This window comes from Streptomyces triticisoli (assembly GCF_003270085.1).
Lineage (GTDB): Bacteria > Actinomycetota > Actinomycetes > Streptomycetales > Streptomycetaceae > Streptomyces > Streptomyces triticisoli.
Window position 1 is genome coordinate 42,630 of record NZ_QFDQ01000059.1, and the last position, 13,468, is coordinate 56,097.

Genomic DNA, 13,468 nt, shown 5'->3' on the forward strand with positions numbered 1-13,468 from the left:
AGGTCACCTCGGCACCGGCCGCACCAGCAGCTTGCGCGGGCGCAGGGTGATGCCGATCCGGGGGGTGTCGTTCGACCCGGCGACCTGCTCCAGGCGGAACCTCGTCGCCACCGCCGCCGTGAACAGGCTCAGCAACGCCATGGAGAAGTGGTCGGCGGGGCACTTGCGGTTGCCCACGCCGAACGGGCTCATGGCGTGTTTCGGTACCTCCCTGGACCGCTCGGGAAGCCAGCGGTCGGGGTCGAACTCCAGGTGGTCCGGGTACGAACGCGGATCGCGCTGGATTGCGTACGGACTGTAGATGATGTCCGCCCCGGCGGGAATGCGCCGGCCACCGAGTTCGGTGTCGGTGACCGCCCGCCGCGTCAATACCCATACTGACGGCCGTAAACGCATCGTCTCCACGATGACATTGTTGGTGTGCGTGAGCCTGCGGACGTCGTCGAATGCGACCGGTTTGCCGCCGGTCACGGATTCGACCTCGGCGCGGATCCGGTCCGCGTGTTCCGGGTGATTCGCGAGTGTCTGCAGCAGCCACATGATCGTGGTGGCCACCGTTTCACCGCCGGCGGTGAGTATCGCGACCACCTGGTCGTGGATCTCCTGTTCCCCGATGGGCTTGCCATTGTCATTTTCGGCCGTCAACAATGCCGTCAGCAAATCGTCCGGATTTCGCCCGGACGCCCGGCGTTCGGCAATGATCTCGTCGACGAGGCGATGCAGATCGGCCAGCGCGCGGTCGAATGCGCGGTTGGCCGGCAGCGGCAGCCGGTACAGCGGTCCGAGCGGCAGGATCATCCGCCGGTACATGCCGCGGAAGACGGTGGAGAGCGCGCCGCCCAGGCGTTCGGCGCGCTCGTCCATGTACGGGCCGCGCAGCAGGCAGCGGGCCGAGACGCGCACGGCGATCCGGAAGGCCTCCAGGGTGCAGTCGACCGGTCGGCCGGAGCTCCAGCGCTCGGTCAGCGCGTGCGCCTCCTCCTCCATGACCGGACCGTGGGCGGGGATGGCGTCGCGCCGGAAGGCGGGCTGGATGGTGCGGCGCTGGCGGCGGTGCAGAGGGCCGTTGGCGGTGGCCACGCCCTCCTTGCCGAGCAGGCTCTCCAGGGTCTCCCACAGCGGGCCGGAGATGATGTAGTCGGGGCTCAGGGCCACCGCCCCGGTGAGGGCGGGGGTGGTGATGGCGTACACCGTCTTGGGACCGAGTCTGAGGCGGACGACGTCGCCGTGGTCGCGCAGCCCGCACATGAAGGCCAGTGGATCGCGGGCCAGTTTCAGACCGTGGCCGAGAAGCGGTACCGCCCCTCCGGCCAGCGGCGGCTCGTGCGGTTCCTCCGTGTTCTGCCGGGCTTCGGAATTCACCGAATCGACGGTCATTTCTCACCTGCCGCATCGTTGTCGACATACGGGGGCGTGGATCGGTCGTCCCAGCTGTCGACCCTGTAACGGCCGGACTCGTGGTGGAACCAGTAGACGGAACTGAACCAGTTCCGCATGTTGCCGAGGCAGTCCCGTACGGCGGCGCTCAGTTCCTTTCCCCGCACCGTGCCGTTCGCGAGTTCATCGGCGAAACGTAATCCCTCCTGTTCGGCGACGAGGAATTCAGAAACGCACTCCTCGATGCGCCGGCGCATTTCCTTCACCGCCTCCTCCAGGGTCAGACCCTCATGTTTGACGAGACTGATCCCGAGATTGTGCACCTCGTCGCCCGCCAATTCCTTGGGCAGCGAACACAAGTCGTTGTACCAGGCGGCGAATTCCTGGCTGAGCAGTGCCGGGCGCCGGTAGGCGGGGTTCTTCCGGACGGCGTCCGGGAGTTCGCGGCCGGCGCTCGGCTCCAACAGGTCGGTCCAGATCCAGTGCGCGAAGGTGAGCCGGCGCAGCGCGAGGTACTCCTCGACCGTGGGCACCACACCCTCGGTGCGGTTGTGGAACTCCCGGTCGTACGCCTCGATCACCGCGTGGAAGTGCCGGGCGAAGCGGGCGTTCCACGTCGGCGACAGGAACGAGTAGAACCGCAGCACGCTGTCCGCGAGCCCCGCGACCAGGGCATCCCGGTGGTTCAGGTGGTCCTGGGGGGAGTCCAGGGCCGTGTGCAGCGCATGGCACAGCCGCCGCCAGGCGGCGGGCCGGCCGTGGACGATGTCGCGGTCGTGACGGTCGTCCCAGACGAAGAACCACGCGCTGTAGTCCGCTATCGCCTGGAGCACCTCGTCCGGGGCGCCGATGTAGTACCCCGCCATGAGGTCGGTGTAGCACAGGCCGTCGGCGTGTTCCTCGACCTTGTCGGCCGGCATGAGCCGCTTTTCCAGCAGCCAGCCGCGGGTCTTCCCCTGGAGGCTGGGCCAATAGGCGTGCAACTGCCTGGGGAACACGGTCTCGATCACCGGGAGAGCGAGCTGTGGCGGGACTGCGACCGCCGTCGATGTGGATGTCGTTGTGGATGTCGTTGCGGTGCTGTACGGGAAAGCTGGCACGAACAAACCCCTCTCAGCCGCCGGTGACGTACGCCCCTTCTGTTGTGCCGGGCGCACGCCGTCGCGTATCCCCGTCCCCCCATTCAGCACTACAACTGACCGCTCTGGGAACGGATTTGACCTACTCGCCATTCCGGGATGCGGAGAATCTCCCCTTGTGTGGCTGAATATGAATCGACGAAAGCGCACAAAGGATCGAATAAGCACGGCATCTACAACGCATGTGCGAGCACGGTGCGAGAGCAGTGCGCCGGAAGTGCGACGGCATACGTACGGCGCCCGGTCGGTTTCCTGCCGACCGGGCGCCGTACGGGCGGGTCGCTCCCGCCCCGACTGCCGTGACGCGTATCAGTCGTTGGCGACGACGGGGTAGCGGGGCTCGTTCTCGGCCATCTGCCGCAGCGCGTCCTTGCGCTCGCGCTTGGAGAGCCGGTCGATGTAGAGGTAGCCGTAGAGATGGTCGGTCTCGTGCTGCAGGCACCGCGCGAAGTAGCCCGTGCCACGCACCTTGATCGGGTTGCCCCGCTCGTCCTGCCCGGTCACCTCGGCGTAGTCGGGGCGGGCGAGCGGCGCGTAGGCGGTGGGCACGGACAGGCAGCCCTCGTTGCTGTCGTCCAGGCGGCGGCGGTCGGCGGGCAGTTCGACCAGCTTGGGGTTGCAGACGACGCCGACGTGCCGGGCGCCCTCGTCGTCCGGGCAGTCGTAGACGAAGACCTTCAGGTCCACGCCGATCTGGTTGGCGGCCAGGCCCACGCCCTCGGCGGTGCGCTGGCTGGCGAACATGTCCGCGACCAATTGCTGGAGCTCCTCACCGAAGTCGGTGACGTCCTCGCACTCCTTGTGCAGCACCGGATTGCCGACGACCGTGATGGGCCGGGAGGTGCCGCGCTCGCGCCAGGCCGCCTCGCGCTCCTCGCAGTCCTCCGTGTCGACGACGTACCCCTCGTCGTCGACGGGGAGCACGCCCGCGTGCTGCTGATCGGTGTCCTGCTCCGCCATGACCGCCCTGTGCCTGCCTTCCTGGAACGACTGATGCTGTTAAAGAGTACGGCGAGCGCTCAGCAGACCTCTTCCAGGTCCCGCCAGTCCCGGGAGTCCGGACTGTCGGCGACCCAGCCGTCCAGCAGCCCCCTCACCAGCGAGGCGGGCGCGGCCACCCCGCACTCCCGCTCCGGCACCCACAGCTGTCCGTCGGTGCGGTGGCCGAGGGGGCCGGGGTGCCCCGGCTCGCTGTGGTCGTGCGGGTCGAGGTGCTCGCCGTCGCCCTCGTCGGACGGCATCCGCGACTCCGAGCACATCCGGCACAGCAGCCGTACGGACGACGACCAGTCCTCGGCGGCGAAGCCGGCGTCGGAGGCCAGCTGTTCCAGGGCGTCCCGGTCGGCCTCGGTGGCGGCCTCCAGGAGGACCACCCAGGTGGGCACGGGCGAGGGCGCCCACAACTCGATCTCGTCGAAGACGGGGTAGATGTCGCCGGCCGCGGTGGTCCGCTCGCCGTGGGGCACGCCGTCGTGCAGCACGACCTCGCCCCAGCGCCGCCCCGAGGAGGGCAGCGGGATGGACAGCACCTCGATCCGGGCCGGGTCCAGGCGCCGGCCCCAGACCACCTCGGCCTCGCCCTCCGGCGACAGCCGCACGGCCGCGCTGCCCAGCTCCATGCCCACCGGCTCCCCGGCGGCGGCCGCGCCTCCGGGCACCTTCAGGCCGTACGCCTGCCAGGCCCGCCGGGCCAGCGGCCAGTCCTGCAGGGCGGTGGCGGCGATGCCGACGTTCCACCAGTCGGGCGCCCCGGTCTCCTTCTCCAGCAGGGCCACGGCCCTCAGCCCCGCCGACCTGGCCTGCTCCCAGTCGTGCCGGAACTTGTGCAGCAGGGCGAGGTTGAACCAGGACTCGGACAGCCAGGGTTCCAGGTCGGCGGCGCGCGTCAGCAGCGCGCCCGCGTCCTCGTACCGACCGTCGCCGATCAGGGTGAACGCGCGGTCGGTGGCCTGCCGCCAGGAGGCGGAGGGCCGGTGCCGTACCTTGCCGAAGATCCTCACGATTCCTGCCTGCCAGTTCCGTTCAGTGGGCTGGCTTCTGCCCCCGGACACCCTCTTCCACGCATCCAACCACGTACGGTTGGAAGGGCGCTCATTACCCATGGGTTACCCCATGGCGGGCGACGTCAGACCGTCGCGTGAGAGTACACGGGCCAGTGATTCCACCACATCGGGGGCGTACTCGGCCGCCAGCCGCAGCTCCTCCAGGGCCTGGAGCGATCCGCCGGGCCCGGCGTCGCGTGCCTTCTCCTCGTAGGCGTTGACGGCCCGCACGATCCGCGCGGGCAGCGGCTGCTCCCGGCAGGGGTCGGCCTGGCGTTCCACCACGACCGCGACCCGCGCGTCGACCCCGGTCTGCCGTACGACGGCCCCGCCGAGCAGTGCGATACGCCGCTGCTGCTCGGCGGGCAGCCCGGCGGTGGCGCCCGCGGGGACCGGGTCGACCAGGCTGAGCTGCCCGATGTCGTGCATGAGGGCCGCGTGCTCCAGCACGGTCAGCTCCGGCTCCGTCAGGCCCAGGTCCCGGCCCACGGCCCGGCTGAGCGCGGCCACGCGCCGGGCGTGCCCGGACGGGGTGTACCCGGCGACCTCGGTGGCGCGGGCCAGGGAGTCGATGGTCTGCCGGTAGGTGCTCCGCACGGCCGCGTACCGTCTCAGGGACAACTGGGTGAGCAGCAGCGGCAGCGAGAACACGGGCAGCGCCCACAGCCCGACCACCGCGACCGCGAGGGCCATGACCGCGCCGGTCGCGCACACCGCCGAGCCGATCCCGAGCAGCCCGCGCAGCTCCTCGCGCAGCAGCGGGCCGAACGGCCACCGGGTACGGCAGTGCGCCGACGCGGCGGCCAGCACGGCGCCGCACAGCGCGGTGAGCACCAGCAGCGCGAGCAGCAGCAGGGCGTACGCCGGACCGATCCAGTCCCCGAACGCCCCTTCGCCGTACAGTGGTTGGAAACAGACGGCCGCGAAGGCGACGGTGAGGATCCGCCGCGCGAGGTGGTCGAGGGTCTGTCCCTCCCCGCGCGCGAGGTGCGGCACGCTGCCGAGCAGACACGCGCCGAGCACCACGGCGACGGCCTGGAAGGCGCCGTGGTGACTGGCCCGCCCGGCGTCCTCGCCCAGCAGGGCGTACGACAGCCCTCCCGCGGCACCCAGCGGCGCGGCCTCCCGGACACCGGCCCCGTTCCACCGCGCGACCTCGCCGACGAGCACGAGCACCCCGAAGGCGAGGGCGGCCCCGCGCTCCTCCACGCCGGTCCACAGGGTGACGCCGAGGGACAGCAGGGCGACGAGAAGAGCCGAGCCACGGATGAGAACCAGCAGCAGGGGGCGGCTCATCGGCGCACCTCCTCACGGTCGGCCGCCGGCGGCACCGGCGGGGAGACGGACACCCCGTCCTCGGCCGTGACCGCCGGGTGCCAACCGTGCCGGTCCAGGGCCCGCACCGGCGCCGCGACCATCCGCGGGTCGAGGGCCGACAACACGCACCGGCTCATCGGCGCACCTCCTCACGGTCGGCCGCCGGCGGCACCGGCGGGGAGACGGACACCCCGTCCTCGGCCGTGACCGCCGGGTGCCAACCGTGCCGGTCCAGGGCCCGTGCCAGTGCCGTGACCATCCGCGGGTCGAACTGTGCGCCGGCGCAGCGTTCCAGTTCCTCCAGGGCGGCACCGATCGGGCGGGCCCGCCGGTAGGAGCGGGTGGAGGTCATCGCGTCGAAGGCGTCCGCGACGGCCACCACCCGTGCGGACTCGGGGATCTGGCCTCCCGTCAGCCCGTACGGGTAGCCGCTGCCGTCCAGGCGTTCGTGGTGGTGCAGGATCGCCGAGCGGGCCTCGCCGAGGAAGGAGATCCCGCGCACCATCTCGTGCCCGTACTCGGGGTGCAGCTCGATCACCCGGCGCTCCTCGGGGGTCAGCGGCCCGTCCTTGCGCAGCAGCCGGGTGGGAACGCCCAGCTTCCCCACGTCGTGCAGGATGCCGGCGAACCGCAGCACCTCGACGCGCTCGTCGTCCATGCCGAGCTCACGCGCGATCATCATGGAGGCCTGACCGACCCGCTCGCTGTGCCCGCGCGTGTACCCGTCCTTGATGTCGACGGCCTGCACCAGCGCGCGGATGGTGGCCCGGTGGGCGGCCCGCTCCCGGTGGTACTGGGCGTACGCCCACCACGACACGCACATCGGCAGCAGCACCAGCAGCGCGGCGACCGGGCCGTAGGGGCTGCGCCACAGCACGGCCATCATCAGTCCCGCGAGCCCGTGCACCCCGATCGGCGCCAGCGACCGGGTGAACAGCCCCTGCCACGCCCGCCGTGCCGGCACTCGCTCGACGAGCGCGTGGATCCCGCCGTCCAGCGCCGTCAGCACCAGGCAGAAGGCGAGCACGGCGGCCCCGGCGGGGGCGAGGGCGTAGGGGAAGTCGGAGGCGGCGACGGCGTCCCGGCCGCCCAGTGCCCCGTGCGTCCGGGAGGCGGCCCACACCGCGAGGGCGAGCTGGGCGGCCCGCCAGCTCCGGCGCAGCCCCTCGGGCCGCTGCCCGACGCGGGCGAACAGGACACCCGGCAGCGGAACCAGCGCGGCGGCGGCCGGCGGCAGCAGGAAGGCCGCCGCCAGCAGGACGGGGTAGAAGGGGCCGGCGAGGTTGCGCCGGGCGAGGTGCCTGCAGCCGGCGTACACCGCGGCGAGCAGGGCGACCGCCCACCAGGTGGTGGGGCTCGCCGGCAGCGGCAGCAGACAGGTCAGGGCGCCGAGGACCACACAGGCGACGTACACACGGGCCCGCGGTGGAACCGCCTCCATGACGATGCCCCTCCCCGGTCACGCCTGTCCACAGTGGGAGCGTAGGGCGGGCAACGGGGAGTACACGGGGCAAAACCCCGCAGATTAGCACGTTCGGGTGAACAGTGTCCGGGCGGGTGTCCGCGCGGACGGCGGGTCAGGACTCCTGCGGAGTCACCGGTCCCGCGGTCACGTCGTTCTCGGGGACGGTCCGGCCGGAGCGGATCAGCTCGATCCGCCCCATGACCTTGGCGCGCAGGTCGGTGGGTACGTCGTCATGCCCGCAGCACCGCTTGACCAGCTTCTTCACGGCCTGCTCCAGGCCGTACTTCTCGAGGCACGGCGAGCACTCCTCGAAGTGGTGCTCGAACTTGGTGCGATCGACTTCCGGCATCTCACTGTCGAGGAACTCGTAGAGGTGGTCGAGTACCTCACTGCAGTCCGTCTCGTGCGGCTCTCCGCAGCTCATGAGCCCGAGCCTTTCGCTTTGTTCGACTCTCCGGCACCGGCCGGGACCAGCCCGCGCTCGCGGGCGTAGTCCTCGAGCATTCCGCGCAGCTGACGGCGGCCCCGGTGCAGCCGGGACATCACCGTACCGATGGGTGTCCCCATGATGTCCGCGATCTCCTTGTAGGCAAAGCCCTCCACGTCCGCGAGGTAGACGGCTATGCGGAACTCCTCGGGGATCGCCTGCAGCGCTTCCTTCACGTCCGAGTCGGGCAGGTGGTCCAGCGCCTGCGACTCGGCGGAGCGCAGCCCCGTCGACATGTGCGACTCGGCCCGCGCGAGCTGCCAGTCCTCGATGTCCTCGGCCGCGCTGCGCTGGGGTTCGCGCTGCTTCTTACGGTAGGAGTTGATGAACGTGTTGGTGAGGATCCGGTACAGCCACGCCTTGAGGTTGGTGCCCTCACGGAACTGGTGGAAGGACGCGTACGCCTTGGCGTAGGTCTCCTGCACCAGGTCTTCCGCGTCGGCCGGGTTGCGCGTCATGCGCAGCGCGGCCGAATACATCTGGTCGAGGAATTCGAGCGCGTCCCGCTCGAAGCGCGCACTGCGCTCGGCACTCGACTCCGCGGACGCTTCCACACGCGCGCCCCGGCCCTCGGGCTGCTCCGCCTGGCCGTTGTCGGCCCTTGCGTCGGTACCGGGAACCGGACCCACCTCCTCAAGCGATGTCGGGGGACCGGAAGCGGTCCCACCCGAATCGGAGGATAGACGACGATCCGGCCCGCCCGCCGCCCGAATCGGGGCGGTCCTGGCCGCGTGCAGCACCGTCCAGTCCAGGGTGGTGCGGCTGCTGCGGCTCGGGCAAATGGTCGAACCCATGCGGCGGACTTCCTCTCCTCGGACGCGGACGCCGGTGACCGGCACTTCTGTCCACCTCAACAGCGCCCGGGGGCCGGGCATTCCCGGGCGTCACCCGAGTGACACGGCCCACTGGGCGACGCCCTCGGTGATGATCTCCAGCGCCTGCTCCTGCGTGATGTCCGCACGCTTCGGGACGGCGAAGCCGTGATCGGCGTACGGCACCTCGATCAGGTCGTGGTCCCCCTCGGGAAACTCCGCCGGCCTGCCGAACGGGTCGTTGCCGCCCTGGACCACGAGGGTGGGCACCCCGGGTGCGAGCAACTCCTCCGCGCGGGACTTCTCCGGCTTGCCCGGCGGGTGCAGCGGGAAGCCGAGCGCCAGCACGGCGTGCGCGCCCAGCTCGGTCGCGGTGCGGCAGGCGACGCGCGCGCCCGCGCTGCGGCCTCCGGAGATCACCGGCAGTCCGGGCGCGGTGAGCGCCGGCCAGAGCCCGCGCCAGCCGGTGTCCAGGGTCTTCGGCGCGGGAGCCACCTTCTTGCCGGCCACCCGCCAGGGCTGCTCGACGAGCGCGACGGTCACACCGTGCCCGGGGAGGGTCCGGGCCAACGCCTGCAGGTCGCGGGCCTCGATGCCGCCGCCCGCGCCGTGACCCACGGCGAGGACGAGCCGCGCGTCGTCCGCCCGGTGCCAGGTGACGCGGGCCTGGCCCGCACCGGTCTCGACGACCTCGGCGGTCCTGGCGGTCTCGGTGTCCTCGGCGGTCCCGGCGGTCCCGGCGGTCTCGGCGGTCCCGGCGGTCCCGGCGGTCCCGGTGTTCTCGCTCACGTCCACGTCAGAAGAGTGTGCCCTCTTCAGGCGCCGGCAGTTCCCTCAGCAGCTCCGGTCCGTTGTTGCGGACGTTGCTCACGGCCGTCGAGACGGGGTAGGCGCGCATCAGGCCGGGCGGCGGGGGTGCCAGCAGGGTGCGCAGGTCGTCCACGTCCGTGCGGGCCGGGTCCAGCCAGGCGTCCCACCGGTCGGGGGTCAGCATCAGCGGCATCCGGGGGTGGATGTCGTGCAGCGAGCGCGGGCCCTCGGCGGGGGCGCCGGCCAGCGGGGTCTGCTCGGCCTCCGTGGTGATCACCGAGCAGGTCGCCCACCAGGCCCGCGGGTGGTCGTCGGGCAGCGTACGGTCCCGCCAGAACTCGTAGAGACCCGCCATCGCGAACACCGAGCCGTCCGCCGGAGTGACGAAGTACGGCTGCTTGCGGGGCCGCTTGCGCTTGCCCTCGACCTCCAGCTCGCGCTCCTGGGTGCCGGTGACCCACTCGTAGTAGCCGTCGGCGGGCAGGATGCAGCGCCGGGCGGCGAAGGCACGGCGGTACGACGGCTTCTCGTGGACGGTCTCCGCGCGCGCGTTGATCATCCGGGCGGCGCCCTCGGGGGACTTCGCCCAGGAGGGAACCAGACCCCACCTCAGCTTCCGCAGCTGCCGAACCGGCCGCCTGTCCTCGGCGTCCTTCAGAGGGCGGTCGAGGACGACGTGGACCTCCTTGGTCGGGGCCACGTTGTAGTCGGGCACCAGGGTCTCCTCCGGCTCCCACTTCTCGATTTCAAAGATTTCCGCGAGTTCCCCGGCCCCACGACTCGCCGCATACCGTCCGCACATACGTGCCACACTGCCAGACTCCGTACAAGGACAGGGAGCCACCAGAAAACATGGCCAGCACCGCCGCCTCCGCGCTGCCCGACCTCTGGGACCGGCTGATCGGCACCCAGCCCGATCCCGACCTGTGGGTGGTGGTCGCCACCGCGGTCGCCGCGCTCGCCGTGGTCGTCCCGCACGGCCTGTGGCGCGTCTCCCGCAACGCGATCACCATCGCGCACGAGGGCGGCCACGGACTGGTGGCCCTGCTCACCGGCCGCACGCTGACCGGGATACGCCTGCACTCCGACACCAGCGGCCTGACCGTCAGCCGCGGCAAGCCGTACGGCATCGGCATGATCCTCACCGCGGCCTCCGGCTACACCGCTCCCCCGCTGCTGGGCCTGGGCGGCGCTGCCCTGCTCGGCGCCGGGCGCATCACGCTGCTGCTGTGGGTGGCCACCGCGCTGCTGGTGACGATGCTGGTGATGATCCGCAACGCCTACGGGGCGCTCACCGTGATCCTCACCGGCGGCACGTTCCTGCTGGTGTCCTGGCTGACCGGGCCCCAGGTGCAGGCGGCGTTCGCGTACGCGGTGGTGTGGTTCCTGCTGCTCGGCGGGGTGCGCCCGGCCTTCGAGCTGCAGGCCAAGCGGTCCCGAGGGGGCGCCGGGGACTCGGACGCGGACCAGCTGTCGCGGCTGACGCACGTACCGGCGGGGCTGTGGCTGTTCCTGTTCCACGCGGTGTCGCTGTGCTCGCTGATCGGCGGAGGCCGCTGGCTGCTGGGGCTGTGATCACCCGCCTGGACGGGCGGCGGCCGGTCCGACCTCCTCCTTATAGAGTGGGGGCCATGGCTCCGAATCCCGCACACACCGCCCTCTGGCCCGCCCCGCACGCGAGCGGAGCCGTCGATGCGACGGTCCACGTGCCGGGGTCCAAATCAGTCACCAACCGCGCCCTGGTGCTCGCCGCCCTCGCCTCCGAGCCGGGCTGGCTGCGCCGCCCGCTGCGCTCCCGCGACACGCTGCTGATGGCGGGCGGCCTGCGGACGATGGGCGTGGGCATCGAGGAGGGCGTCGGCCCGGACGGCACCGGGGAGGCCTGGCGCGTGATCCCCGCGGGCCTGCACGGCCCGGCCACGGTCGACGTCGGCAACGCGGGCACCGTGATGCGCTTCCTGCCGCCGGTCGCCGCGCTGGCCGACGGCCCCATCCGCTTCGACGGCGACCCGCGTTCGTACGAGCGTCCGCTGCACGGGGTCATCGACGCGCTGCGCGCTCTGGGCGCCCGGATCGACGACGACGGCCGGGGCGCGCTGCCGATGACCGTGCACGGCGGCGGTGCGCTGGAGGGCGGCCCGGTGGAGATCGACGCCTCCTCCTCGTCCCAGTTCGTCAGCGCCCTGCTGCTGTCCGGGCCGCGCTTCAACCAGGGCGTGGAGGTGCGGCACACCGGTGCGAAGCTGCCGTCGATGCCGCACATCCGGATGACGGTGGACATGCTGCGCGCGGTCGGCGCCCAGGTGGACACCCCGGAGTCGGGCGGCGAGCCGAACGTGTGGCGGATCACGCCGGGCGCCCTGCTCGGCCGGGACCTGACCGTGGAGCCGGACCTGTCCAACGCCCAGCCCTTCCTCGCGGCGGCGCTGCTGACCGGCGGCAAGGTCGTCATCCCCGACTGGCCGGCCCGGACGACCCAGCCGGGTGACCGGCTGCGGCAGATCTTCACCGAGATGGGTGGTTCCTGCGAGCTCACCGAGTACGGCCTGGTGTTCACCGGTTCGGGTGCCGTGCACGGCATCGACGTGGACCTGAGCGAGGTGGGCGAGCTGACCCCGGGCATCGCGGCCGTCGCCGCCCTCGCCGACTCGTCCTCGACCCTGCGCGGCGTGGCCCATCTGCGGCTGCACGAGACCGACCGGCTGGCCGCGCTGACCAAGGAGATCAACGCGCTCGGCGGTGACGTGACCGAGACCGCCGACGGCCTGCACATCCGTCCGCGCCCGCTGCACGGCGGGGTCTTCCACACCTACGAGGACCACCGCATGGCGACCGCCGGTGCGGTCATCGGCCTGGCCGTGGAGGGCGTGCGGATCGAGAACGTGGCGACCACGGCGAAGACCATGCCGGACTTCCCCGAACTGTGGACCGGGATGCTCGGGGCGTAGGGGCGCGGGGAACACGTCATGCGGCGCTACGGCAGGCACACCGACGAGGACGACATCCGCGTCCGCCCGAGCCGCCGGGGCAACCGGCCACGTACGAACATCCGCCCGAAGCACGAGGACGCCGCCGAGGGCATGGTGCTCACCGTCGACCGGGGCCGGCTGACGTGCCTCGTCGACGGCCGTACGGTCGTCGCGATGAAGGCCCGCGAGCTGGGCCGCAAGGCCGCCGTCGTGGGCGACCAGGTCGCCCTGGTCGGTGATCTGTCCGGGACGAAGGACACCCTCGCGCGCATCGTCCGCATCGAGAAGCGCACCTCCGTCCTGCGCCGCACGGCGGACGACGACGACCCGTACGAGCGCGTGGTCGTGGCCAACGCCGACCAGCTGGCCATCGTCGTCGCGCTCGCCGACCCCGAGCCGCGCCCGCGTCTGATCGACCGGTGCCTGGTGGCGGCGTACGACGGCGGCCTGGCCCCGCTCCTGGTCATGACCAAGTCGGACCTGGCCCCGCCGGACGAGCTTCTGGAGCTGTACGGCGCGCTGGACATCCCCCATGTCGTCACCAGCCGCGAGGGGCTGGAGAGCGGGGACACGGCGGACCGGGTGCGCGAGCATCTGGACGGGAAGGTCACGGCGTTCGTCGGCCACTCCGGCGTCGGCAAGACCACGCTCGTCAACGCGCTGGTGTCCGAGGAGCGGCGGCGGGAGACGGGCCGGGTGAACGCGGTGACCGGCCGGGGCCGGCACACCACGACCTCGGCGCTCGCGCTGCCGCTGGCGGGCGCGTCCGGCTGGGTCGTCGACACCCCGGGCCTACGGTCGTTCGGCCTCGCGCACATCAACCCGTCCCGGGTCATCCACGCCTTCCCCGACCTGGAGCCGGGCACGGGGGGCTGCCCGCGCGCGTGCGGTCACGACGAGCCGGACTGTGCGCTGGACGAGTGGGTCGCCGAGGGCCACGCGGACCCGGCACGCCTGTACTCGCTGCGCCGGCTGCTGGCCACGCGGGAGCGCAGGGAAGGCGACTGACCCGCCCTGACCTCCGCGTTGTTTGGGTGTGGTGCGGTCCGG

General features: G+C 71.9%; 14 protein-coding genes. 3 read left to right on the forward strand and 11 right to left on the reverse strand.

Features of this window, described 5'->3' with window-relative positions; translation table 11 throughout:
* Nucleotides 1–3: 3 nt before the first annotated feature.
* The 11 genes from DEP02_RS10920 to DEP02_RS10970 form a co-directional block, all read right to left on the reverse strand.
* On the reverse strand, nt 4–1,377 hold the full coding sequence (locus DEP02_RS10920; RefSeq protein ID WP_112467146.1) for a bifunctional albaflavenone monooxygenase/terpene synthase: 1,374 nt from the start codon (nt 1,375–1,377) through the stop codon (nt 4–6).
* Entirely contained in the window at nt 1,374–2,477 is a 1,104-nt protein-coding gene (gene cyc1 / locus DEP02_RS10925) for an epi-isozizaene synthase (protein ID WP_112467175.1), read from the reverse strand. The genes DEP02_RS10920 and cyc1 overlap by 4 nt, the downstream gene beginning before the upstream one ends.
* A gap of 348 nt (nt 2,478–2,825) precedes the next feature.
* Nucleotides 2,826–3,476 (reverse strand): peptide deformylase, encoded by a 651-nt coding sequence (def, locus tag DEP02_RS10930; protein WP_112467147.1) that lies wholly within the window; start codon nt 3,474–3,476, stop codon nt 2,826–2,828.
* Between the two features lie 59 nt (nt 3,477–3,535).
* Nucleotides 3,536–4,516, reverse strand: a complete 981-nt coding sequence (locus DEP02_RS10935) for a tetratricopeptide repeat protein (protein ID WP_112467148.1) — start codon at nt 4,514–4,516, stop codon at nt 3,536–3,538.
* A gap of 105 nt (nt 4,517–4,621) precedes the next feature.
* Nucleotides 4,622–5,854 (reverse strand): HD-GYP domain-containing protein, encoded by a 1,233-nt coding sequence (locus DEP02_RS10940; RefSeq protein WP_112467149.1) that lies wholly within the window; start codon nt 5,852–5,854, stop codon nt 4,622–4,624.
* Nucleotides 5,851–6,012: a hypothetical protein gene (locus tag DEP02_RS10945; RefSeq protein ID WP_232839053.1), complete on the reverse strand. Its 162-nt coding sequence runs from the start codon at nt 6,010–6,012 to the stop codon at nt 5,851–5,853. Before DEP02_RS10945 ends, DEP02_RS10940 begins: the two co-directional genes overlap by 4 nt.
* Complete coding sequence (locus DEP02_RS10950) at nt 6,009–7,316, reverse strand: HD-GYP domain-containing protein (protein ID WP_112467150.1); 1,308 nt, start codon at nt 7,314–7,316, stop codon at nt 6,009–6,011. Before DEP02_RS10950 ends, DEP02_RS10945 begins: the two co-directional genes overlap by 4 nt.
* A 136-nt stretch (nt 7,317–7,452) precedes the next feature.
* Complete coding sequence (gene rsrA / locus DEP02_RS10955; protein WP_112467151.1) at nt 7,453–7,764, reverse strand: mycothiol system anti-sigma-R factor; 312 nt, start codon at nt 7,762–7,764, stop codon at nt 7,453–7,455.
* Entirely contained in the window at nt 7,761–8,456 is a 696-nt protein-coding gene (locus DEP02_RS10960; RefSeq protein ID WP_198668380.1) for a sigma-70 family RNA polymerase sigma factor, read from the reverse strand. Before DEP02_RS10960 ends, rsrA begins: the two co-directional genes overlap by 4 nt.
* 255 nt (nt 8,457–8,711) lie before the next feature.
* Nucleotides 8,712–9,434, reverse strand: coding sequence for an alpha/beta hydrolase family protein (locus DEP02_RS10965; protein ID WP_232839054.1), 723 nt, complete (start codon nt 9,432–9,434; stop codon nt 8,712–8,714).
* Between the two features lies 1 nt (nt 9,435).
* Nucleotides 9,436–10,251 (reverse strand): SOS response-associated peptidase, encoded by an 816-nt coding sequence (locus DEP02_RS10970; protein WP_112467153.1) that lies wholly within the window; start codon nt 10,249–10,251, stop codon nt 9,436–9,438.
* Between the two features lie 50 nt (nt 10,252–10,301).
* Between DEP02_RS10970 and DEP02_RS10975 the strand changes: the two genes are divergently transcribed.
* From DEP02_RS10975 to rsgA, 3 genes are read left to right on the forward strand one after another with little or no spacing between them, the layout of a single operon-like run.
* On the forward strand, nt 10,302–11,024 hold the full coding sequence (locus DEP02_RS10975) for a M50 family metallopeptidase (RefSeq protein WP_112467154.1): 723 nt from the start codon (nt 10,302–10,304) through the stop codon (nt 11,022–11,024).
* Nucleotides 11,025–11,080: 56 nt separating this feature from the next.
* Entirely contained in the window at nt 11,081–12,397 is a 1,317-nt protein-coding gene (gene aroA / locus DEP02_RS10980; protein WP_112467155.1) for a 3-phosphoshikimate 1-carboxyvinyltransferase, read from the forward strand.
* An 18-nt stretch (nt 12,398–12,415) separates the two neighbouring features.
* Nucleotides 12,416–13,426: a ribosome small subunit-dependent GTPase A gene (rsgA, locus tag DEP02_RS10985; protein ID WP_112467156.1), complete on the forward strand. Its 1,011-nt coding sequence runs from the start codon at nt 12,416–12,418 to the stop codon at nt 13,424–13,426.
* The last annotated feature ends 42 nt before the right edge of the window (nt 13,427–13,468 follow it).